This is a genomic window from Bartonella vinsonii subsp. vinsonii, from assembly GCF_902825235.1.
Lineage (GTDB): Bacteria > Pseudomonadota > Alphaproteobacteria > Rhizobiales > Rhizobiaceae > Bartonella > Bartonella vinsonii.
Map to the genome: position 1 here is coordinate 1 of NZ_CADEAJ010000008.1, position 24,271 is coordinate 24,271.

The 24,271-nt window shown below is 34.6% G+C and carries 21 protein-coding genes and 1 tRNA gene; 12 read left to right on the plus strand and 10 right to left on the minus strand.

Annotated features, from left to right (window positions below; genetic code table 11):
* Window positions 1–261: 261 nt before the first annotated feature.
* Window positions 262–351, minus strand: a tRNA-Ser gene (locus tag J7R12_RS06475).
* A 915-nt stretch (window positions 352–1,266) separates the two neighbouring features.
* Here J7R12_RS06475 and J7R12_RS06480 point away from each other — a divergent pair.
* The 8 genes from J7R12_RS06480 to J7R12_RS06515 all read left to right on the plus strand — a co-directional run bounded on the left by J7R12_RS06480 (window position 1,267) and on the right by J7R12_RS06515 (window position 9,076).
* Window positions 1,267–2,148: a septal ring lytic transglycosylase RlpA family protein gene (locus tag J7R12_RS06480; protein WP_126603331.1), complete on the plus strand. Its 882-nt coding sequence runs from the start codon at window positions 1,267–1,269 to the stop codon at window positions 2,146–2,148.
* Between the two features lie 334 nt (window positions 2,149–2,482).
* Window positions 2,483–3,646, plus strand: coding sequence for a D-alanyl-D-alanine carboxypeptidase family protein (locus J7R12_RS06485; RefSeq protein WP_126603333.1), 1,164 nt, complete (start codon window positions 2,483–2,485; stop codon window positions 3,644–3,646).
* Window positions 3,647–3,676: 30 nt separating this feature from the next.
* On the plus strand, window positions 3,677–4,348 hold the full coding sequence (gene tmk / locus J7R12_RS06490) for a dTMP kinase (RefSeq protein WP_126603335.1): 672 nt from the start codon (window positions 3,677–3,679) through the stop codon (window positions 4,346–4,348).
* Window positions 4,345–5,400: a DNA polymerase III subunit delta' gene (locus J7R12_RS06495; RefSeq protein ID WP_126603337.1), complete on the plus strand. Its 1,056-nt coding sequence runs from the start codon at window positions 4,345–4,347 to the stop codon at window positions 5,398–5,400. The genes tmk and J7R12_RS06495 overlap by 4 nt, the downstream gene beginning before the upstream one ends.
* 61 nt (window positions 5,401–5,461) lie before the next feature.
* The gene (gene metG, locus J7R12_RS06500) at window positions 5,462–7,021 is read left to right on the plus strand and encodes a methionine--tRNA ligase (RefSeq protein ID WP_126603339.1); all 1,560 of its coding nucleotides are present in this window, start codon (window positions 5,462–5,464) and stop codon (window positions 7,019–7,021) included.
* Window positions 7,011–7,784 (plus strand): TatD family hydrolase, encoded by a 774-nt coding sequence (locus tag J7R12_RS06505; protein WP_126603341.1) that lies wholly within the window; start codon window positions 7,011–7,013, stop codon window positions 7,782–7,784. The genes metG and J7R12_RS06505 overlap by 11 nt, the downstream gene beginning before the upstream one ends.
* Before the next feature lie 11 nt (window positions 7,785–7,795).
* Entirely contained in the window at window positions 7,796–8,617 is an 822-nt protein-coding gene (locus J7R12_RS06510) for an MBL fold metallo-hydrolase (protein ID WP_126603343.1), read from the plus strand.
* Window positions 8,618–8,713: 96 nt separating this feature from the next.
* On the plus strand, window positions 8,714–9,076 hold the full coding sequence (locus tag J7R12_RS06515; protein ID WP_126603345.1) for a hypothetical protein: 363 nt from the start codon (window positions 8,714–8,716) through the stop codon (window positions 9,074–9,076).
* Window positions 9,077–9,530: 454 nt separating this feature from the next.
* Here J7R12_RS06515 and J7R12_RS06520 read toward each other — a convergent pair whose 3' ends face one another.
* The 3 genes from J7R12_RS06520 to pcsA are packed head-to-tail and all read right to left on the minus strand — an operon-like array spanning window position 9,531 to window position 11,817.
* Window positions 9,531–9,935 (minus strand): DUF6163 family protein, encoded by a 405-nt coding sequence (locus J7R12_RS06520; protein WP_126603347.1) that lies wholly within the window; start codon window positions 9,933–9,935, stop codon window positions 9,531–9,533.
* Entirely contained in the window at window positions 9,932–10,978 is a 1,047-nt protein-coding gene (locus J7R12_RS06525; protein ID WP_126603349.1) for an enoyl-CoA hydratase/isomerase family protein, read from the minus strand. Before J7R12_RS06525 ends, J7R12_RS06520 begins: the two co-directional genes overlap by 4 nt.
* A gap of 26 nt (window positions 10,979–11,004) precedes the next feature.
* Window positions 11,005–11,817, minus strand: coding sequence for a phosphatidylcholine synthase (gene pcsA, locus J7R12_RS06530; RefSeq protein ID WP_208439039.1), 813 nt, complete (start codon window positions 11,815–11,817; stop codon window positions 11,005–11,007).
* Window positions 11,818–11,994: 177 nt separating this feature from the next.
* Between pcsA and J7R12_RS06535 the strand changes: the two genes are divergently transcribed.
* From J7R12_RS06535 to sodC, 4 genes are all read left to right on the plus strand, one after another.
* Entirely contained in the window at window positions 11,995–13,209 is a 1,215-nt protein-coding gene (locus J7R12_RS06535; RefSeq protein ID WP_126603351.1) for a UbiH/UbiF family hydroxylase, read from the plus strand.
* Between the two features lie 584 nt (window positions 13,210–13,793).
* Window positions 13,794–14,144, plus strand: a complete 351-nt coding sequence (locus J7R12_RS06540; protein ID WP_126603352.1) for a hypothetical protein — start codon at window positions 13,794–13,796, stop codon at window positions 14,142–14,144.
* Window positions 14,131–14,439, plus strand: coding sequence for a hypothetical protein (locus J7R12_RS06545; protein ID WP_126603353.1), 309 nt, complete (start codon window positions 14,131–14,133; stop codon window positions 14,437–14,439). Before J7R12_RS06540 ends, J7R12_RS06545 begins: the two co-directional genes overlap by 14 nt.
* 298 nt (window positions 14,440–14,737) lie before the next feature.
* Entirely contained in the window at window positions 14,738–15,262 is a 525-nt protein-coding gene (gene sodC, locus J7R12_RS06550) for a superoxide dismutase family protein (protein ID WP_126603355.1), read from the plus strand.
* A 463-nt stretch (window positions 15,263–15,725) separates the two neighbouring features.
* Here sodC and J7R12_RS06555 read toward each other — a convergent pair whose 3' ends face one another.
* The 6 genes from J7R12_RS06555 to sufD form a co-directional block, all read right to left on the minus strand.
* Complete coding sequence (locus J7R12_RS06555) at window positions 15,726–16,673, minus strand: COG2958 family protein (RefSeq protein ID WP_126603356.1); 948 nt, start codon at window positions 16,671–16,673, stop codon at window positions 15,726–15,728.
* Window positions 16,674–16,875: 202 nt separating this feature from the next.
* Window positions 16,876–19,635: a DEAD/DEAH box helicase gene (locus tag J7R12_RS06560; RefSeq protein ID WP_126603358.1), complete on the minus strand. Its 2,760-nt coding sequence runs from the start codon at window positions 19,633–19,635 to the stop codon at window positions 16,876–16,878.
* A 22-nt stretch (window positions 19,636–19,657) separates the two neighbouring features.
* The gene (locus J7R12_RS06565; RefSeq protein WP_126603360.1) at window positions 19,658–21,277 is read right to left on the minus strand and encodes a site-specific DNA-methyltransferase; all 1,620 of its coding nucleotides are present in this window, start codon (window positions 21,275–21,277) and stop codon (window positions 19,658–19,660) included.
* Window positions 21,278–21,356: 79 nt separating this feature from the next.
* Window positions 21,357–21,758, minus strand: a complete 402-nt coding sequence (locus J7R12_RS06570) for an SUF system Fe-S cluster assembly protein (protein WP_126603362.1) — start codon at window positions 21,756–21,758, stop codon at window positions 21,357–21,359.
* Complete coding sequence (locus J7R12_RS06575; protein ID WP_126603364.1) at window positions 21,751–22,995, minus strand: aminotransferase class V-fold PLP-dependent enzyme; 1,245 nt, start codon at window positions 22,993–22,995, stop codon at window positions 21,751–21,753. The genes J7R12_RS06570 and J7R12_RS06575 overlap by 8 nt, the downstream gene beginning before the upstream one ends.
* A gap of 9 nt (window positions 22,996–23,004) precedes the next feature.
* Window positions 23,005–24,267: a Fe-S cluster assembly protein SufD gene (gene sufD / locus J7R12_RS06580; protein WP_197721499.1), complete on the minus strand. Its 1,263-nt coding sequence runs from the start codon at window positions 24,265–24,267 to the stop codon at window positions 23,005–23,007.
* Between the last annotated feature and the right edge of the window lie 4 nt (window positions 24,268–24,271).

The window sequence follows — 24,271 nt, forward strand, 5'->3', positions numbered from 1 at the left end:
CCAATAATGTGATTCCCAGTAAGGAACTGATCATCTCAAATTGCTATCTTTAAGAAAAGAAAAAAAGATTCATGAAAGGGGGCTTTAAATACCCTTTGAAAGGTCTTTGAAGACCCTGTGAGAACCCCTTAAAAACCCTTTGAAAAAAAATAAATTGGTACAAAACCTACTGTCAAATTATACAAAACTTGGTGGCAAGCTACACCGAACCTTAAAAAAACACATGTAAAATCAATAAGTTATTGGTTGGTAAAAACTAAGTGGCGGAGGGGGTGGGATTCGAACCCACGGTACAGTCTCCTGCACGCCGGTTTTCAAGACCGGTGCCTTAAACCGCTCGGCCACCCCTCCAAACTAAGTATGCCTTTTTACAAAGTTCTTGCAAAAGGTCAATCATTTAAATGGGATTCTAAACGTTTTTAATAAAATTGCTTGAATCCAAATCAAATAATTTTTAAGTTCGACATCTATCAGAAGAGAACTGAAACCAGTAATCTTATTTTAAAGTGAATATTTTTCCGAAAGAAATGAAAAGTTGATGTAATATCCAATGAAATCTCCCATTTTATTATCTACAGAAGCTATAAGAATTCAATAATTTTACTTCTTTTCTATTCTGATTGTTGCTCTCTCATATGCCACTGTAAAAACTATGTGAAAAAGATTCAATGTGAAATAAATTCGTATAATTCCTATTTTAATGCCTGTAGACGCAAAAGAAACAGGCCTCTTATAAACTTCATTGAATCCAGCTTATGAATACAATATTGTCACTTGATTTATTTTAAAACTATCTTTCATTAAGGGCGATTTTTAGAAATTTCTGCGTGTCATTCTAACCTTAAGTCCAGTTTCTCACATTATTTTAGAGCAGAATAGTTCATGTATTAATGTCTCAAAATTTTAGAAATGATGTCTAATTATTGGGAGCGTTTGTTGAGCATTATGCTTTTTTCGCATTAAATGAGAGTGATTTAACATTTGTAATGTAGAATCATCCTACTTATTCACAGTTTATATTGCGATATCATATCTTTTATAATATGTTGATTTTCTTATTTTTTAATTCATTTATACTGTACTTTTTTGTTGCAAAAAACCATAAAATGGTTAATATTGTATTAATTTCTTGATTAAGGTCAATTTTTCGAGATAGTGTAGGCGCGCGAGGGGAATCATCTAAAAATATGAATTTCCCTATCGCATACAGCAAGGTGCGGTGTGTTTTTTGCAGTATATATTCAATAGAAATAAGCGGGCTGACAGATGCTTTTAATTAGCAAAGAAAAATTTATTTCCATTCTTAATTCGACATTTCAATTCGTTTCTGTAATAGCTATTTCTCAGTTATTAGTATCTTGCTGTGCAAGTGAAACAGCATATTTGGGAGTAAAAAGTTTTTATCATAATAATAAGCCAACTGACGTAAAAACTGTTGTTCTTTCTAAAAAAAAATCAAGTGAGCAAAACAAATCAAAAGAAAAGAGAAGCGGGCGCTCCATTGTCGGTAAACCTTACCAAATCAAAGGAAAGTGGTATTATCCCCAACATGATCCAGCCTATGAACGTATTGGAGAAGCATCATGGTATGGTTCAGATTTTCATGGACGTTTAACTGCAAACGGTGAAATCTATGATATGAATCTCTTGACGGCGGCTCATCCCACAATGCCTTTACCCAGTTATGCTCGTGTTACTAATCTAAAAAATGGATCTTCTATTATTGTTAGAGTGAACGATCGTGGTCCTTTTATGAAAGAAAGAATCATTGATTTATCAAAACGAGCCGCAGAGATACTTGGTTATGCAAATGCAGGTGTGGCAAATGTTAAAGTGGAGTATATTTCTGAAGCACCAGTGGGATATTATGATGCTGCTTATTTAATGGCTTCTTATACATCAGGAAATGACACGCCATCTTCATTAGTATTGGCAAATCTCCAGAAAGAAAGAGAAAACGTCATGCCAGCAAGATTTGCTGCAGTGAGTCAAAAACGGTTAGACGAAATTGCAATTGAACAAAAGAAATTCAACAAAACACTTTCAATAAGATTACCGGAGATTGGTCCTGTTTTGGTTGATAAACCGATTTCACTTGATCAAGTAGCTTTTATGAGTAAGCCGAGTAAAAAAATAACAATCAACTGATTAAAGCTATTGTGAGAAAAAGAAATTTTATTTCTGGACTGTATAATTTTCGAATTACAGACATTTGGTAAAAGTGGTTATTTTTATTGAGATTTTTATTTTAAAAGTAGATGTGCATGGAAGGCTTGTTACGCTTTATCTACCTAAAATTGAAAATAAATTTTATGTGTGAAATGAAAAAAGGAGCATAAAATGTGGGTTTGTTTTGGGGCGACTGATTGAAAGAGCAATTTGTTCTAAGTTTGTGGTGATTCTCAGTTTGCAGAAATAAACAAATCTTTTCTTTTATAATGCGCTTCTTTATGCTGATTCTTGAGATGTGGGAGAATCAGCTATGTGTATAGCATTAAGGGTTTTATTTACCTTACTTTGTATGTTGACGTTGGAGGAGCAGGGAAGAGCACAAAATTTTCAAATTTCTGCATCTCAAATACTGCTATTAGATGATAACACAGATACAATACTTTATGAAAAAAAAAGTGATATTGCTTTTTTTCCTGCTTCGTTAACAAAATTAATGACGGCTGAAGTCATATTTCACCAATTAAAAGAAGGTTTGTTAAGTCGTACACAAAAGTTCAAGGTAAGTGAAAATGCTTGGCGCAAGGGAGGGGCACCTTCCGGTACAACCACGATGTTTGCAGAAGTAAAAGCAGAAGTGAGTGTTTCTGATCTTTTGCGTGGTTTAATTATTGTCAATGGGAATGACGCAGCGATTATCCTTGCTGAAGGAATAGCGGGAAGCGAGGTTGATTTTGCAAAACTCATGAATCAGAGAGCTAAAACACTCGGATTGTTGCATAGCCACTTTGTTAACGCAACGGGACTTCCTGAAGAGGGCCAGTTTGTGACATTGCGTGATATGATTATATTAGCGCGTCATATTGTTCATGAATATCCCGATTATTATGCGCTTTACCGTGAACCTGATTTTACCTGGAATAAGATTTTTCAACAGAACAAAAATCCTCTTCTTTCTAAAGAAATTGGTGTAGAAGGATTTAGCTCCGGATATAGTAAGGAAGAAGGTTTTTCAATAGTTGCTACTGTTTATGAAAATCATCGACGTCTTTTTTTAGCAATAAATGGTTTGCAAAAGAGGAAAGACTATACAAAAGAAGTAGAACACATTCTTCAATGGGGAATGACAGCTTTTGATCTTAAAACGATTTTCACAAAAGGAGAAGCTATTGGTCACGCTTCTGTTTATGGTGGGGTGCGAAATTCTGTTCCACTTATTGTTAAAGAGCCCATAAGCTTTATGCTTTCAAATGAAAAAAAAATGAATATTAAAGCAAAAATTAAATATCATGGTCCATTGAAAGCTCCTATCGTTTCAGGACAGCCAATTGGTGTTCTTCAAATTTTAGAAGATAAAAAAGTTTTTCTTGAAAAACCAGTTTTTGCTGGAATTAATGTTCAGAAGGGAAGTTTCTTTACAAAAGTAAAAGATGCATTCTATGAAATAACAATCGGATGGTTACGAAAATATTTATAGTATGCGCTAAATAAAGGATAAGGTTTATAGGTGTCAGGGTATTTTATCACATTTGAAGGGGGAGACGGAGTAGGAAAATCAGCGCAAGTTCATAATCTTTATGAGCATCTTAAGGGCAGGGGCTATGAAGTTGTTATGACACGAGAACCAGGAGGGACGCGAGGTGCAGAAGCAATCCGCCATATTTTATTGTCGGGTCAAGCACAACAGTATGGGCCTTTAATTGAAGCTGTCTTGTTTACAGCTGCACGCATTGATCATGTTACCGAGGTAATTGCACCTGCTTTGCAAGAAGGAAAAGTTATCTTATGTGATCGCTTTGTTGATTCTACACGTGCTTATCAAGGACTCAATGATAAAGTAAGTTCTTCTACTCTTTCTATTTTAGAACGTGTTGCACTCAATGGAATCATGCCTAATTTAACATTTTTATTAGATATATCGGCAGAATATGCTATGGAACGTGCAAATACTCGAAGGTCTTTGGAAAGCGTAAATTATATAAGTAAAAAAGCAGAAACAATTGATTATTTTGAAAAAGATAATTTGGAAATTCAAGAACAAAGACGCAAAGCTTTTCTTCGATTGGCAGAACAGGAGCCTCATAGGTTTCGTGTGATTGATGCAACGGATACAATGCGCGTTGTTGCAGATCAAATAAAAAGTATTTGTGATCAAGCAATGATGGACCATTTTATATGAGTGATGTAAATACTTTACGTCAATATGATGATATCGATACAGTTTTATCACCTTTACAGAATAATATGATTTTTGGTCATGAAGAGGCACGCCACTTTTTAGCACAAATGCATAAAGCAGGGCGTTTACATCATGCGTTATTGTTCGAAGGAGAGCAGGGGATTGGAAAAGCCACATTGGCATTTCATCTTGCTTGGAATATTTTAAGTTCTCAAAAAGGCAATTTCTTGCAGCCAGAGCATAATTCTATTATTTGGCGCCAAATGACTAAAGGCAGTCATCCTAGTCTTTTGCATATTTCACGTCGCTTTGATTTAAAAACGCAAAAATTCAAAACAGGTGTACTCATTGAAGATATCCGCGACGTTATGCATTTTTTAAGCCAAACATCACAAGATAATGGGTGGCGTATTGTTATCATTGACCCCGCAGATGATATGAATAAAAGCGCTGCTAATGCCATTCTTAAAACGCTTGAGGAACCTCCTAAAAAGACATTATTCATTCTTATTACCCATTCTCTAGGAAGATTGCTCCCAACAATTCGTTCACGATGCCAAAAAATTTCTTTGCGACCATTGCATAATGATGAAATGAAAAAAGTTCTTACACATATCTTTTCCCATCAAAATTTACCTGATGAAAAAACTATTGAAATGGTTATAGAAAGATCCAAAGGAAATCCTAGAAAAGCTGCCTTGCTTATTTGCCATAGTGCTTTTGAAATCGTTAGAACCATTGATACTCTCTTGGAACAGTCTGTTTGCAATCCAACAGTTGTACACGCTCTTGCACAAACACTTTCTTCTCTTTCTTCAACTATTCAATTTCAACAATTTTGTGATGAAATTCTTGATAAAATTCAAAAAAAAGCTACCATACTTGTCGAAAAAGGGGAGTTGGCTCTCTCAAAACAATGTGCGCAAGCATGGCAGGAAATTCATCATGAGATAGGGGAAACGCAATCATTTAATCTCGATAAGAAGCAATTCATTATTAACTTACTTTTTAGAGTTCATAAGATCATTCACGAGGGTGCGCTTTTTCCGTGACAATGTGATTAACAGGCGTTATGTCAGTGTATCCTTTATTGCCTTTCACAATGAGTATGACATGCGTGACACATATTACATAACAACTCCAATTTTTTATCCCAATGGCTCTCCACATATTGGTCATGCCTATAATGCAATTGCAAGCGATGTTTTAGCCCGTTTTCAACGGTTGGATGGCAAAAATGTATTTTTTCTTTCGGGTACGGATGAGCACGGTTTAAAAATGCAACAAACCGCAGCAGGATTAGGCATAACGCCTAAACAGCTTGCAGACCAAAACAGTGCAATATTTCAAAAAATGCTTGCAGTATTAAATTGTTCTAATGACGATTTCATCCGTACGACAGAAGAGCGCCATAATCAGGCTTGTCAAGAAATTTGGAAAAGAATGGAAGCGAATGGCGATATTTATCTTGGCCGTTATAGTGGTTGGTATTCGGTTCGTCAGGAAGCATATTATGAAGAAAAAGATACTGAAATTGGAGAAGATAACGTCCGTCGTGAAAAGGAGTTAGGCTCTCCAGTTGAATGGAATGAAGAAGAGAGTTATTTTTTCAGACTTTCCCGTTATGAAAAAGCCCTTCTTGAACATTATAAAAAACATCCTCATTTTATTGCTCCAACTGAACGGCGTAATGAAGTTATAAGTTTTATCAAATCGGGTTTAAAAGATATTTCTATTTCACGGGCAAGTTTTAATTGGGGAGTTACTGTTCCAAGAAATCCAAAGCATGTGATGTATGTCTGGGTTGATGCGCTTACAAATTATTTGTCAGCAATTGGCTTTTTCGATGAAAATTCAAAAAAACGTGATTTTTGGCCTGCAAACACGCATATCATTGGTAAAGATATTCTTCGTTTTCATGCAGTGTATTGGCCAGCATTTTTAATGTCTGCTGGAATTGAATTGCCTAAGCATATTTTTGCCCATGGTTTTTTACTCAATCGCGGTGCAAAAATGTCAAAATCTATTGGAAATGTTGTTGATCCTTTTGAAATGGTCGATCACTACGGTCTTGACCAGTTTCGTTATTTTCTTCTTCGTGAAGTACCCTTTGGACAAGACGGTAGTTATAGTCATGATAGTTTTGTGAATCGTATTAATGCCGACCTTGCTAATGATCTGGGTAATTTAGCACAGCGCTCTTTGTCTATGATTGCCAAGAATTGCAATGCAAAAGTTCCTATACCAGCTACATTTTTAGTTCAAGATGAACAGCTTTTAGAACAATCTCTTCAAGCACTTAAAACTGTACGCCAAGCTATGGCTTCTCATGGAATGCATTTAGCACTTTCAGCTATTTTTTCAGTGGTGGCAGAAGCTAATCGCTATTTTGCCAACGAACAACCTTGGAGTTTACGGAAAAATAATCCAGAAAGATTTTCTACAGTTCTCTACATAACATTAGAAATTCTACGGCGGATAGGAATTATGCTCTTGCCTTTCATTCCACAATCAGCGGCTAAGCTTCTTGATAGTCTTGCCATTGCTGAAGAGGACCGGCTATTGCACCATATCAGTCATTCAAAAATTCAAAAAGGTCTTGATCTTCCACCACCAGAACCCATTTTCCCTCGTTATGTTCTTAAGAAAGACGATACTGATCATGTTGATTGATACCCATTGTCATCTTGATTTTGAAGATTTTTCAAAAGATTTGGATGATGTCGTCCAACGAGCTATAGATGCTGACGTTAAACGTATGATAACAATTTCAACACATGTTCATAAGTTGGATAAGCTTTTAGCAATTGCGCAAACCTATGAGCAAGTCTTTTGTTCTGTTGGTACACATCCAAATTATGCTCATGAAGAACAAAATATTACAGCTGAAAGGCTTATTCATCTCTCAAAGCATCCCAAAATCGTTGCATTTGGGGAAGTTGGTCTTGATTATCATTATGATTATTCTTCACCAGAAGAGCAAAAGAAAGTTTTTCGAGAACATATCATTGCTTCTCGAGAAACACAGCTTCCTCTTGTTATACATTCACGCAATGCCGATTTGGATATGGAGAAAATATTACGTGAACAGATAAAAGAAGGTAATTTTCCATTTGTCCTTCATTGTTATTCGTCTGGGATGCGACTTGCCCGTGCCGGACTTGAACTTGGTGGTTATATTTCTTTTTCAGGTATTCTTACTTTTAAAAATGCACGTGAAATCCGTGAAATAGCAAAAATTGTGCCTCATGAGCATTTATTAGTGGAAACAGATGCACCATTTTTAGCTCCCATTCCTCATAGAGGTAAAACAAATGAGCCATCTTTTGTACGTTATACAGCAGCTATTTTGGCTGAAACGGTTGGCTTAAGTACTGAAGAAATAGCTCAGATAACAACGCACAATGCTTTTTGTTTATTTAGCAAAATGAAATAAGGCAAAAGATTATGTGTGATAAGTACCGATTTACAATATTAGGCTGTGGTCCCTCTCCAGGAGTGCCTCGCCCTAATGGCGATTGGGGAGCTTGTGATCCTCATAACCCTAAAAACAAACGTTATAGAAGTTCTTTATTAGTCGAACGCATTCATACATCAGGAAAGAAAACAACAGTCGTTATTGATACTGGTCCAGATTTTAGATCACAAATGATTGATGCTCATGTGAACCATCTTGATGCTGCACTTTATACACATTCTCATGCAGATCATATTCACGGTATTGATGATTTGCGCAGTTATGCACTTGCACAAAGATGTTTAATAGACATTTATGCCGATACGTTCACGCTAAAACATTTGAAAAATGCTTTTGGATATTGTTTTCAAAAACCAAAAGGTTCTTCTTATTCACCCATTTTAAAAGAGCATCTCATCAATGAAAATAGTCAATTTGTCATTCAGGGGCAGGGTGGAGCAATAATCGTTAATACGCATTTGCAATGTCATGGGAATATCCATTCTTTAGGTTTTCGTATTGGCAATGTTGCTTACTGTACAGATGTTAGTAAATTTCCTGAGGAAACATTGCCGAAATTAATGAATTTAGATGTATTGGTTATTGAAGCCCTTCAATTTGAATCTCATCCAAGTCATCTTTCCGTTGATCAAGCATTACAATGGATAAAATACTTAAAACCAAAACAAGCCATACTTACACATATGGATAGATCGCTTGATTATAATAATGTTGTAAATTATGTCCCATCACATGTTAAGCCTGCATATCAAGGACTTATTTTTGAAACAGAAGCACAAGCCTACTACTAAATATTCTGTTAACTAAAAGATTCTTTAAAATTCTAGCCTTTATTTTGTTTCACTTTCGTACTAATTGTGTCTTTTTTATGTTAAAGTGAGGTTTTTATGTATAGGTATTTTAAGCGGGTAACATGCACTATGATTTTAGCAATTTCCTTGTCAGCATGTGGGGGACGTGTAGAAAAGAACATTTCCGTCACAACATTACACGATGGAGCAATGAGTTGCGCTGATATTCAGCGAGAATTTTTCGCTAATAAACGTCAAATTAATGACACTCTCGTAGAGCGATCTAAGGCAAGAAACAAAAATGTAGCGTTAACAGCGGCAAGTGTTGTGTTTGTTCCTGCTTTATTTTTTCTAGATGTAAAGTCAAGCGAGAGCAACGAAATCTCAGCTTTAAACAACCGTAATGCTGTTTTAAGTGATCTCGCACATATGAAACGTTGTAAATTACTACAACAATAATTTTTTATTATTATAGCATATTTGTTTTTGGCTTTAAGTAATATTACTTAAAGCCAAGTTTTTTAATATAGTATTTAAATTCTTATTATTTAAATACTTGTTATTTTTTAATATTCAACAAATTTTCGCCATAATCTTGTTTAAAAGATGAAGAGTGCGATTTAAATGTGATGAATGTGTCTAAAGCATGACCTTTATTTTTCATATCATATTATCGCATAATATATATTATGGAACTTTTTTAAAACAACAAGAGGAGTATATTATGGCAGCAGCACTCTGGGGAACGATAGCAACATTATTATGGATATTTTCAACAAAAGCCACTAGTGTTTGGGATTTGTGGTGGGTACCTTTTTCTTTATGACCTTTAAAGATCTTAAAAAGATTGAAAAATTAAAAATCGGGCCAGTCCATTCTGGTCCGAAAACTTTAATTGCAATAGTTTTTTAATTTAGTAATCTTTTATATGATTTCTTTTTAAAAAGATCATCATAATAATTTGTATTATTATAAAAGTTAAAAATAATATTCCATAAAATGCTGCAAATAACTGATAATCAGAATAATATATTATTAGTGTTTCGGTAAATGCTGCAATGCACCATAAAACAATTCCCCACAATGAATACATCCAAAGTCCAATTAAAGCGACAGGATAAACAATGGCCAATGTGATTGATACAAATTGCCACTGCCATGGCATAAGATCAAAACGCCATAAAACGCCTGGAAATACGCCAACAAGACGTACCCAATAAAAAACACTTAAACCTAAGCAAATGAGCGCCAAAAAACGCAAATAACACTTATAAATTAAATTGATTTTTGAAATTTGTTTTTGAGGATTATTTTTCAAAATAATAATTCTTTTTCAATAGGTTGAAAATAAGCATTTATCATGTCATCTGTTACAGATGAAAGTTTGTTTGGTTGCCATTTAGGTGCTTTGTCCTTATCAATTAACATTGCACGCACACCTTCATAGAAATCATGTGAATTGATCATATGATGTGCAATGCGGTTTTCAATTTTTATACAATCTTCCAAAGTTTGAGATGGATTTTGTTTCATTTGTTTCCAGATAATTTTTAAACTTGTGGGAGAACGTAACTGCAAAATATCATAACATTCTTTGGCAAATAAGATGCCTTCATTGCTTTTTTTATGGAGCAATTCAATACATTCCTCCAATGTATGGGCACTAAAACACGCACTGATAACAGTGCGTGTTTCATGACTTGTTTCATAGTCTTTTGTAATTGCGTGTTCTTCTAAAGCTAACTGAGGGCTTCCTTGCTCAATAATAGCTTTTCTAATGCACTCTAATTTAATTTCGGGAATAGCATGTGTTGCTAACCCTAAATTTAAGCAATCACCCCATTTTATACGTGCACCCGTCAACGCAAGATAAATGCCAAAGTAATTGGGAAGAGATGGTAAGAAAAAGCTTGCACCAACATCTGGAAAAAATCCAATAGCCCCTTCTGGCATAGCAAAAAGTGCATTTTCTGTAACAATTCTATGTGAACCGTATATAGAAATACCTACCCCTCCTCCCATCCAAATACCATTCAAAAAGGAAATGTAGGGTTTTGGGAAATGTTTAATATAAGCATTTAAGCGATATTCGTCACTGAAATATTGGTGAGAAGAATCCTTTTTTCCCATATGGTAGATTTCTACCACATCGCCGCCAGCACAAAAAGCCCGTCCCTCTCCTTCAATTAAAACGCAAGAAACATCGTCATCTGTTTTCCACGTACTGAGAGCTTTTTTTAAAGCAAAAACCATGCGTTGATTAAGGGCATTTAATGCAAAAGGGCGTGTGAGTTTTATAATACCAGCATGCCCCTCTTTGGTAAAAAAAATGTCATCCCCCGCTCCAAAATCAATTTGCATCTTATACCCTGCCTAAAATATCTATCTTATTGTTTTTTCTTATTTTTTGCACCAAATTGAGGAAAGAGTTGCATGATAGCACCAATGCAATACATATAAATCCCTGTTATTGAAATTCCTATCTTAACCCAATAGGGAGCATCAAGTTGGTAAAAAAATGCAGCAACACCAAAGGAACACCATAAGAGAAAAATTGGAAAATTAAGCCACCGCAAACGAATGACTCTTACTGGATGAATAAAATAAATTGGTAAAAAAGATATGATGGCTGATAAGGCAATAATGGTAAAGGTAACCCACTCCCCTGGCTTTACGACAAAAAGCATAAAAACCATCATATTCCAAACGACTGGAAATCCTTTAAAAAAGTTTTCTTTGGTTTTCATTCCAGTATCTGCATAATAAATAGCTGATGAAATAACAATGATCGCGCTCAATAAAAATGACAATCCCGCCCCCATTAAACCACTTTGATAAAGCGCAAAAGCTGGAATGAGGACATAAGTTACGTAATCAATAATATTATCTAAGAGTTCTCCAGACCAAGTTGGAAGTACGTATTTAACATCAAGTTTGCGTGCAATTGGCCCATCAATACCATCAACGAGAAGTGCAAGCCCAAGCCAACAAAACATAGCAGTCCATTCTTTTTGAGATGCGGATATAAGAGAAAGAAATGCTAAAAATGAACCTGAAGCTATTAGTAAATGGACCGAAAAGGCCTTTGCTTGTGGCATTGTTACTTTTTTATGGCGCAACAGATCGGCATTCGTTTTGATTTTTTTTGTTAACTTACGTTTCAAAGTTTTCTTATCCTCGTTTCTAAAGTTTTCATCCATATACCAATACGCCATTTCTACTTACGGTATGATCTACTGTAAAAAAATCATAAAAAGGTTACTTTTTTATATCGCTATTTATTACATAATATAATAGAAAAACTTCATATAATAAAAAGAGATTGTTCATTTAGAAATGTTAAAATATTTAACAAATGGAAAAAGGCTTAAGCAGTTGTGACATTTGAAAAAAACGAACATAAAGATATTGCTGTCATTGGTGCAGGGCCAGTCGGTATGTTAGCAGCACTTAGACTTGCACATAAGGGCTACTCTGTTTGTCTTATTGGTCCACCAACTCATACAGATGAATTACGGACAACCGCTCTTATGATGCCAGCAATACGTACGCTCAAAAAACTCAATATTTGGAATATTCTCAAACGTCATGCAGCAGCTTTATCATTCATTAGAATCATAGATATAACCTCTAGGATTGTGCGTGCTCCTACTGTAAATTTCTCTTCTGCTGAAATCGGTGAAAAGGCCTTTGGTTATAATATACCTAATGTAGAGCTAAACAATATTCTAGCTGATTCTGTTACGCATACGCCTAATATTACAAGATTTGTTTCTTTAGCAAAATCTTTTCTTTACCAAAAAAATCATGTATGTATTACTCTTGCAGATGATAGAATTATTCAAACCTCACTTGTTGTTGCTGCTGATGGGCGCAACTCTCTCACACGGGTAGCCGCGGGTATAGGTATCAAACAATGGAATTATCCGCAAAAAGCACTTGTTCTTAATTTTTCTCATGATCTTCCTCATCAAAATACATCAACTGAATTTCATACAGAAAATGGTCCATTTACACAAGTTCCACTACTAGGGGAAAGATCTAGTCTTGTATGGGTTGTTAGTCCTCCTCGTGCTGAGGAATTATTGAATATAGGATCAAAAGCAATTGCAAAAGTAATCGAACATCAGATGCAATCAATGCTTGGATCATTGACATTAGAAACACCAATTCAAGTATGGCCGCTTTCTGGACTTATCTCTCATTGTTTTGCTGCCAATCGAACAATTTTAGTGGGTGAAGCAGCCCATGTCTTTCCTCCTATTGGAGCACAGGGATTAAATTTAGGATTTCGTGATGTTCAAACTTTGATTGATATTTTACCCAGCCAACTATCCGATTCTACATTTGAAATGATTATGGCAAACTATAATAAATACCGTAAACCTGACATATTGATCCGAAGCCGTGCTGTTCATACACTCAACTCTGTTTTACTTTCTGATATGTTACCTGTTCACATCATGCGAAGTGTTGGACTTGGTTTATTACGTAATTGCTCACCGTTACGTAATTTATTTATGCGAGAAGGAATGTATCCGAGTCACGGATTTAAAGAAATTATGAAAACATTCTCCCAAAAACTTCATTAATATAACAAAAAGATATTAGTTAAATAAAACAATAACAGAAAAAATGATTGTTAATACAGCAATTATTATAAAATTATAAGAGATATGAATAGCGCATAAGATGATAAAAAACAGAACCGCAAATGCAGAAAAACAGCATTAATAATATAGCTGTGTTGCTAAGAAAAAATTTTCTTTTTTTGACATTTTTATAAAATATTTGACCTTAACAGAATAAAACTCTTGTATTTCTTTTCAGTATTCATCGAAGTTTTGTTTAAGAGGACTATACTGAAGAAAACAAATAAACCGTATGAAAAAAATAATATGTGTATGCTTTATCATCATAAAGCTTAATTATATCGGCTACTTAATAATATGAAGAGATATAAATTGGTTATTTGAATAAATTAAAGAGATAGAAAATTTTTAAACACAAATATATTCATATTGCTTTAAAGAATAGAAGAAAAAATAGTTTTAATAAGCAACATAAAATTTTAAAATTTACGTCATTAATTATAACATTGAAAATAAAATATTGTTGGGAACTTGTTGGCAATACAAATGTTTCATGAAGTATTGTTTCAACAGGTGATAACAAGATGAGATTAAGTAAAATTCTGAAATCAAGTATTTTTTTTATAGCGATTATATGTTTCTCATCTATAGTCACAGCTTCAATAAGTAAGATGTTTTATGCTCCCTATTGTCAAGCTTCTGCGTATGCTTTCACCAAAGATATCACTAAACAAGGACAAAATTCATTTACTGCTTCGCAAATTAAAAACTGTCTCATGCAAAATGGTTTCACAGATATTAAACGATTGCGCCTAGATGATAAAGGGATTTGGCGCGCTTTAGTAGAATTTAAAAAATACAATTTTCTCGTATCAGTTGATTATTCTGGAACGGTGAGCATTCAAAATAAAAGAAAAAAATATGATTCATTTTAAAACTCATAGCAATATTGGTTCTAACAGCTCTCAGAGAACTTTTTTCAGAAAACTCTATTATTCTCTTAAAGGGCCTTCTTTCATTGGGAGTCTAAATGGTAGTGTATCAGGAGCTATTGCCGCAATTCTTGCAGCTTATGGTTATATTGCCCTACCAGGATTTGGTCCAATTATAGCAATGGGAATAGAGGTAGCACTTTGCACCGGAATGATAATTGGTGCAATGATAGGATTAATAATGGGTATTTTAGTTGGTTTATTTTGTAGCTTTATGGAAGATTTATATATATTCTGATAGTTAAATCTCACAATAAGTATATTCTTGTTTTAAAAAAATAATTAACAATTTATATATCTTGCTTGTATGAAATACTCTTTAAGAACATCGATTGAAAAAAGTAGGGAAAATATCTATAAAAGCTACAAAGCTACATTATTTATTTAAGAGAAAAAATTATCTTAGCTATCTTTGAGAGTTTTTCGAAAGAGCTCATTCTGAGCTTATCAAATTTTTAGTAAATCATCATTTCCAAAGAAAATATGGTTTACAAAATTTCAGGCAAGCATAAAATCATGGTATAAAAAGGTGCTACATGAATAAAATTTTCTTTCTCTTCTTAGCTTCGATAACATTTTTATCTAATAAATCTGCTGTCTTAGCAAAATCTATGCAGGTAAAAATTTATGATCTAGAAATTAACAACACAAAAAAGCCCATTGGCACAATTGAAATTGAAGAAAACACATATGGTTTGATTTTTGTGCCCAATTTATCCACTTTACCAGAAGGTTTGCATGGTTTTCACCTACATGTAAATCCTTCATGTGATACGAAAGATGGTGTAATTGGTGGTGCTGCAGGTGGACATTATGATCCGAGTCATACGAACAAGCATCTTGGACCTTATAATGTTAATGGACATTTAGGTGATTTACCAGCACTTTATGTTGATGATAAAGGGCGATCAACAATGAGTGTTATTGCCCCACGAATTAAAAGTCTTTCAGAAATTAAAGGGCGCTCCTTAATAATTCATTTAGGAGGAGATAATCATTCAGATACCCCATTACCGCTTGGTGGAGGTGGAGCACGTTTGGCATGTGGAATTATTGAATAATAAGTTTAAATTCGCGGTGAACTATGGAAATATGCCTTTTTCCATAGTTCATTTAAAGTATAGTTTGTCATTAAAATTTTATAAAAATTATTTTTTCAGAATGTTAATTTTTAAAAATCTATAAAAAGACCTCTCCCCTTTTAGTATGTTAGCAATTAAAAAATTGTTCCTTCTCTTGTATAACAGATGTCCACAAATCAGTTATTTTTGTCGATTATTTTTTTATTTATAGTGTTTTCAAGAGTCATGTATGTTATGTAATTATGATAACTGAAAAGAATAGAAATTTTTCATTGTTTACTAATTTTCTCTCTACGACATAAAAGATTGGTTGTTCATAATTTCTAGTTAATACACTAGGTTCCAAAGAACCACTTACGATTACGTGGTAGATGTTATCCTTTTTGAGGCAACAGTCTATGTTTAAAAACTTAATAATAATAGGAATTGTAAAAAAGAACTTTCATGGACACATATGATCCCAGTCAGACTGACGAATCTCACCAGTCTGATAAAATTGACGAATGAGTTTAATATAATGAAAAAAATCCTTGTTTTCTTCCACTAATCTATTAGCAATATTCCAATCAACTTCATTGCGTTCTTTAGCAGGAATCATAATCTGACTCTCGGATGCATTATCTTTATCAAGTCTTATAAATCCAATTCCATGTAAACTTGAAAGCATCCGAAGTTCTTTTAATGTATCAGTACCTTCAATTTCGCTGGCAACTAAATAGCTAAAATTAGCCCATGAAGAGTTGCTAACTGTTTGAAAAAAGACTTGTCGTAAATTTGAACGATTAATAAGAATTTTTACTTCAAAAGACCAAAGTTTTGTTTTTTTATCAAAATATTGCACAACACAATCTTTGATTTCACGATTCCAATCGCTACTTAAATCTTGTAGTCCTACCAGATCTGGATAAAGCCATTTATTACCACCAGTGCCATGCTTGTTACGAGAACGTTTTTCATCGATACGCTTGCTGTAAACCTCAAGCTCTGACCATAAAAATTGAGATAATAACGGATAAAGATCATACTCTCTAACAGAAAAATCATCTATCTGGGAAGCCGAAGAATCAGGACTGTTTTCTATTTCATCAATTTCAGCTCTATCTGTTAATTGTGTAAAATAATACTGCCGTGGTCGTCCTTCGGTGGTTTTAATTTCTGGATGGCGTTTTTGCAATTGAGGACGACTCGCCCCTATTTCAGCAACAATTTGCTGAATAAGAGTTGCATCACTGTTAAGAGGAGTAATTGTTGCAGTTGAACGCTTTTGCTTTTTATGGCACGCCTCTGGATAGTTTTCGAATATCCATTGCGCAATTTCTCGAGCTGTAAATTTTTTTGTTGGGTTTTGCTTTAAAAAGCTGAAAGTAGTGTTTGTTAAATCCAGAATCATATGTCACATCATCCATTTCTTACCCTCTATTATATTTAAAATTTACAAGAGAGAGAAAATAAACGGCTTCTTTTAAGAACCGCTTATTTATTTACATTCATTGGTTTGCTGAATAAAATCCAGCTGTTTTTTCTGAATAAACTTCTTTTTTTCATTAAGATCATTATTGTTGAGAAAAGAGCTATTCACCATTAAGTACAGCTCATGAAATGGTGAACTCTGCGCACAAACCTTCAAAACTGCTATTCGCCTTAATCTCATCATGTGGAATAAGAACATAATACCATGGCTTTCCACCATGCGTAGTAGCATAATGAGTTGCATGGTAACACCACTGAACTGCTGCATTTCTTTTTTTCAAAACAATAGGATTTTGCATTTCAGACGCTTTTTTAGGTTCACAAAGATATTTAGCATCTTTCGTTTCTACCACAAAGTCCGGTTCATAGGTAAATCCTTTATCATATTCTATCTTGAAAAAACCTCGTGCGGGTTTCATCCATTTTAACACTCGTACATCATCCTCTAATATTTGGGAAAAGCGCAATTCCCCCTCTACTGAATCAAATTTTTGTAAAGGATAACAGCATTTTGCAAATCCCTTGAATACAAATGTTTTAATGTCACTTTTAATGGAAGGAATACGACGAAAATCAAGAGGAGATGTGCCTTGCGGTAATGTATAATGAATAGGAGTTAAAGTTGTAAAACCCCTCGTAACTTTAACCTCATAATCCTTTTTCGTTTCCCATTGATGTGCTCTTAATTGATCAACTATAAAAGTATTAAGTTTATGTTGATAGTGTATCAATACATTTTCGACGGCAGCATCATTGGGTAAATAAGATTGAAAATGCTGTACCATTTGACTAGCCAATTTCCGTAATAATGGTGTATGGCTATCATAATCGATAAAGTCATGATCAATTAAACCACGAATGATATAATTCTCAAGATAAGGCTCTTTGATATATTTATTTTCAGAAATGAGAAAAATACTTTTATGTGTACGCAATTCTCGAATTAAAAGCTCTTTACTCACAGGTTGCAAATTTAAAATTTCTAGATTTTCTAAATCAAAGTCAGAAAAACCATAAGTAACCTCACGAGAAGGAATAAGCATAATATTAGGAATATCTATTGTTAATTCTGCTATTTTTTCTGTCAGATTTACAACCACTTTTTTTACAAGAGTTTCTGTATTTCCAGTATCTAAAGCAAGAGACTCTTTTGATAAATTGATACTTTCCATAACTTCATTACTAATTTTTTCTTGTATTGCCACAGAGTTTAACAACTGAGAGCTTGGCAACTTTTCATATCCTTTAATAATATCCCACGCAACATCAGCAATTTTTTTCTCTTCAGAAATAAATAGAGATGGAACCGCGTCATGTAACATAACATCTTGTAAATCAGATGCCCCGTTTATATCAAAATTATATGTTACTGTCGTTTTTATAGATTCTGTTTCTGCTCGACTTGGCACTGTAAGTATATCTGATTTTTTACAAGGTATATCGCCACCACCACCGATTTCGATATGTTTTTTAATAATTGAGTTTGGATCATTTGCACGATCAATAATATCCTGAAAACGATCATGGGCAATAATTGTTAAACGATCAATGGCTTCTACGCCTGTTTTACAGCCATAAGGCAAACGTAATCCGCGACCTATTGTTTGCTCCGTTAAAATCTCTGAAGCAGAAGCACGCAATGGCACGATGGTATAGAGATTGGTAACATCCCATCCCTCTTTCAATTTGTTAACATGAATAACGATTTCCGTTGGCTCATTAGGATTTTCAATTGCAACTAACTTTTGAATATTTTTATCTTCTTCTGTATTTGATTGTTTTGAATGAATTTCTATAACTTTTCCTTTATAAGCACCGGCAAAAAAATCATCTGCTTCCAATAAATTACGCAATTTCTGCGCATGCTCTGTATCTTGAGCGACAACTAAAATAAATGGCTTAACGAGCTTTTTATTATAATCTTTTGCATAAACAATTAAATCTGCTTTCACTTTTTCGTGTGCATGAATGGCATCTTGTAGCTTAATATGTTCTAATTGTTCCAACGTATAATTTTGGGATTGAAAGTCTTTACGTGTAGCAACGGCTGGTTCTTTTACAAATCCATCTCTCATAGCTTCTGCAAGCGAATAGCCATAAACGACGTTTTTAAAATCCACCGGTTTTGCCCCTATTGTTTTCGGTGTCGCTGTAAGTTCTATGCCTAAAACAGGTTTTAACTCATTGATCGCTGAAGCACCGGCAGAAGCGCGATAACGATGTGCTTCATCCATTAACAAAACGAGATCAGGAAGATTTGCGAGATAATCAAAATAACTTTCGCCAATAGTTTCTTGTAGGCGTTTAATTCGTGGAACACTTGATTTTGCAGCGCTTTTTTTATTATCCGTTGTGTTAATTTTCGAGATATTAAAAATATTGATAAAGATTGTATCGCTATTTTCAAACAAACGGCCTTGCCCACGAAACTTCTGTTCATGAGAGTGGATGCCTCTTCCACTTTCATAATCCTCACCTGTAACAATTACGGGTCTATTTGCAACAAATTCATTCATTCCACTGAATACATATTTGGAACTTTGAGGATTGAAATCCTGTTTTAATTTTTCATAAATAGTTAAATTTGGTGCTAAAATAAAGAAGTGACGACTACGATCTGTTAAATAAAGATAGCTAATAAAAGCACCCATCAGTCGTGTTTTTCCAACTCCAGTTGCCAAGGCAAAACAAAAAGAAGGAAAATCGCGTTCAAAATCTTGTACAGAAGGATAGAGATTTTTTATTGCTTCTAGATCCGCAGCCAAATCAGTATTTTTAGAAAGTTCAATGTTATCTAAGACGTGTGACAAAACATTTAAGGCTTCATGTTGAGGATAGCGCAACGACAAGCGAGCAGAAATCCTTTTTTCAACAGCGTTCATGAGAAACTCCGCTTTTTACTCTTTATTCAAATAGATCTAGTTCTTCTTGTGCAATTTTTTTATCTTTTTGAGGTTCTTTTACGACAGCCATCGGTTCAAGATTTGCTACATTTAAACTGTAATCATCCCTACCCCATTCACACTTTTCTAATACAGCACGAGGTATTTTGGTAAGTGTGAGATTTTCAAAAGATTCCGGTTTTGTATCAAAGGCTGAGCAACAAATAAGCAGAGTGCGACGAGGACCAACATCTTCACTGATAACGCGTAGTTGTTCATGTGTCATAGCATTGGTTGTGACATAAATATAATCCGTTTCGGTTGAGTAGCCTTGCATCCAATAATGATTTTCATCAGGGGCATAGGTAAATCCCATATGTTTGCACATAGCTTCTGAAAGCATAGCAGCATTATATTCACGACTAATAATCCACTGTCCCCAAGGATCTTTTTGCAACAGAGAAGGTGCAAGACGGTAATAGCGGAATCCCCCACCACCTTGCCAATTTACATTTTTTGAAATACCACCTTGATCGGTGCCATCGATCACTTGTTTCAAACGAGGAATGATATGGGTATGACAATGTTCCCCAAGTTCAATCATAATCCACTTGCGCCCCATTTTATGGGCAACCGCTCCGGTTGTACCAGAACCTGCAAAGGAATCTAAAACAAGATCACCAGGATTGGTGGCAATGCTAATAATTCTGTGAAGAAGATGTTCAGGTTTTGGAGTATTAAATAATTCTACTATATGATCAGTAAATATTCTTTTCAATTCATCTTTGGCATTTGCATTATTGGAAAGACCTATCCAGATAGTTTCTGGGATACTTCCTTTGTTTTCTGAAAGGAAAAACTTACGGTATAAATTATCACCTTTGATGATAAGACGGTCTTCTTTATCTAATTGTTGCATGCTTTCTAAATTAACAAGCCAAAGGCGCTTAGAAAAAAATTTTCCTGTTTTAGTGGTATATTCAAATTCCGATCCCCCTTGCTGTCTCGCCCACAACCCAAGAACACGATATGCGCCTCTTGGATCATTATCAGGATTTGAATATGCTTTTTTTGTTGTATCATCTAATTCAACTCGATTGATATGAAACTTTGAGGAGTTTTTTGCATAAACTAAAATATGGTCGTGGGTTATACTAAAGTAACGAGAAGAATTATCCTTTCCTCTTTTTTTATGCCATATAAGATTAGCAACAAAATTATCACGCCCAAACAACTCATCACATAATACTTTCGCATAATGTATTTCATTATCATCCAACTGCATAAAAAGCACGCCATTCTCAGCCAATAACATGTGTAATAATATCAGCCTATCTCTCATAAGGCTTAGCCATATGGAATGTTCTAAACCATCTTCATAATGTTTGAATGCGTTGCCTGTATTATAAGGTGGATCGATATAGATACATTTCACCTTACCTGTATATTCTTGTTCAAGCGCTTTGAGAGCGAGCAAATTATCACCAAAAATAAGTTTATTATCAAAAATATCTTGAGCGGACACTTGATGTGCCGCATGATAAGATTTTTCAAGATCTTCCAGTAAAATACGGGGTTCGAGTTTGGGGCGTCTTTCTTTTCCAATCCAAGTAAGTTCTAATTTTTGTTTATGATACCCCATTTGATGTCCTCAATTAAAATGCTTGCAAAAAGTAAACAAGCTCACTTATGAGTGAGCTAAATAAACTTCTTTAAAGTTTTTAGTACCATCCAACAGCAATTTGCGCTTCTTCTGACATACAATCAGGTGACCATGGTGGATCAAAAGTCATGGTAACTTCAACATGTGAAACACCTTCAACTGCGCTTACAGCATTTTCTACCCAACCTGGCATTTCACCGGCAACGGGACATCCTGGTGCTGTAAGTGTCATTTCAATTTTTACTGAACGATCATCTTCAATATCAATACGATAAATCAACCCTAGCTCATAAATATCAGCAGGAATCTCTGGATCATAAACTGTTTTGAGAGCAGCAATAATATCATTCGTCATACGATCAATTTCGTCTTCTGGAATTGCTGATATATGAGATTTTTTATTCTCTTTTACAGTCTCAGCAGATTCCGTAGAATGACGCTCTTCTATTGATTCAGCCATTAAAAAATGTCCTTGTTTCTCTCAATGCTTCCACTAACTGATCAATATCCTCATAAGTATTATACATAGCAAGCGATGCACGACAAATAGATGTTAAACCAAAGCGTTGTAATAGAGGCTGCGCACAATGTGTTCCCGCACGTATAGCAACGCCTTTTCTATCAATAAACATAGCAATATCATGTGCATGAATACCTTCAATTGTAAATGATAGAATAGCCCCTTTATTAGGAGAGTGACCATAAATCCGTAATGATTCAACCGTTTCAAGCTTTTCATGTGCATAGGCTAACAGTGCTTTTTCATGTGCATAAATAGCATTCCTATCTTTTTCTTGTATATAATGAATGGCTGCAGCCAATCCAACAGCTTGAACTATGGGAGGTGTTCCCGCTTCAAAGCGGTAGGGAGGAGCATTATAAGAAACCTTATCAGTTGTCACATACTCGACCATTTCCCCTCCTCCTTGAAAAGGAAGCATTTCTTCTAGTCGATGTTTTTTACCATAAAGAACACCAATACCTGTGGGACCATAAAGCTTATGACCCGTAAAAACATACCAGTCACAATCAAGACTTTGTACGTCAACTGTTAAGTGCACAGCACCTTGAGAACCATCAACAAGAACAGGAATGGCATTTTGATGTGCTAACTGAACAATCTCTTTAACAGGAGGCACAGTCCCTAGTATATTAGACATATGCGTGACAGCAATCAGTTTTGTTCGATTACTTAAAGCCTTTTGGAAATCTTCAATATGTAAAATACCTTTTTCATCGACAGGGACAAAAACGAGTTTTATACCTTTTTGTTCACGAAGAAAATGCCAAGGAATAATATTTGAATGATGTTCCATTATGGTGAGAACAATTTCATCACCTTCTTTTAACTGAGGCATAGCCCAGCCATAAGCAACAGTATTAACGGCTTCTGTTGCATTTTTTGTAAAAATAATTTCCTCGAAAGTTTGAGCGTTTAAAAAAGCACGGACTGTTTCACGAGCATTTTCATAAGACTGCGTTGCCGCATTAGCTAAAAAATACATTCCCCTATGCACATTCGCATAGTTATTTTGATAGAAATTATCCATTGCATTGAGCACTGATTGTGGTTTTTGAGCAGAGGCGCCATTATCAAGGTAGATTAATCGCTTTCCATAAACATCATGGTGTAAAAGAGGGAAATCACGTCGTATTTCTTCTACATCATACCCTAATGTTTGTATATCATTTCCCATTTTTTTACCCTAAACATTTTTTTCTAACCATTTGCTAATAATATTTTCCAAAATAGCTCGCATATCATCTTGTTTGATATCTTCAATAAGTTCAAAGACAAATCCTTTAATTAAAAGTCCACGAGCGGCTTTAAAAGGAATACCACGTGCCATAAGATAAAAAAGATGATCATGATTAATATTAGCAACTGTCGCACCATGACCACACGCAACATCATCAGCAAAAATTTCCAATTCAGGCTTTGCATTAAATTCCGCGTCATCTGAAAGTATGAGGCTATTACAGGCCATGCGTGCATCTGTTTTTTGCGCTTTTTGAGCAACAGCTATTATTCCTTGGAAAACACCAACAGCCTTATCTGTAACCACATTGCGTATAATTTCGCTTGATGTTGATTTTTCTTCTACGTGACGAACAGTCATTGTAAGATCGCTATGCGTTTGTCCTGATAATAAATTTATGGCTCGTAATTGAAAATCAGCTTCCTTACCTTGTAACTCAACATCAATTTCTTGACGATTGAGTTCACTCCCTATATTGATGACATAAAGTGATAATTTTGCTCCTTGACCAAGAACAGCACGAAATCGGCCAAACTGTGTGGAATTAAAACCACGATTTTGAACAATGATCCATGTAACATCACTATAAGGGGCAACATGTAATGAAGATATCGAACTGATAAAGGTATCTTTATCATTGCCCATCTGATGTTCAATAAACATAACTTGACTATTTTTCTCAATTTTTATATCCGAAAAAATATGAGATTGTCCCCCCATTTGTATATTTTGTAATTCAATGGGAACGTTTAATTTTGTATTTTCAGGGATGTGAAAAAGCCAACCATCTGTAACAAAAGCTGTATTTAACTGTCCAATAAAATCGTCATTAGAAACAACTTGATCTATCTTTACAGAATTTTCTTTTAAGGCATCTGTAAGACGTTTTACTGTGATATTTGTTATCTTTGACTGCGTAGCTGTTTTTCCATTTTTAATAGAAAAAACAGCGCTCTTTGAAAGTAGTGCATCAATGAATTGTTCATCATGTACTTCTGAAAAATTACTAATGGATTTCAACAACGTACGCAGATTTGTATAATGCCAACTTTCAATTTTACGTGAAGGAAGCCGTGTTGTTTTAAACAGTTTAATAGCTTTTTTACGGACCGCCCGCACACTACTATCACCAGGTAAATTGCCTATACATTGGTTGAAATGATTAATTATATCTTTTTCAACCGCTAACAATTCTTGCTGTGTATTCATATTC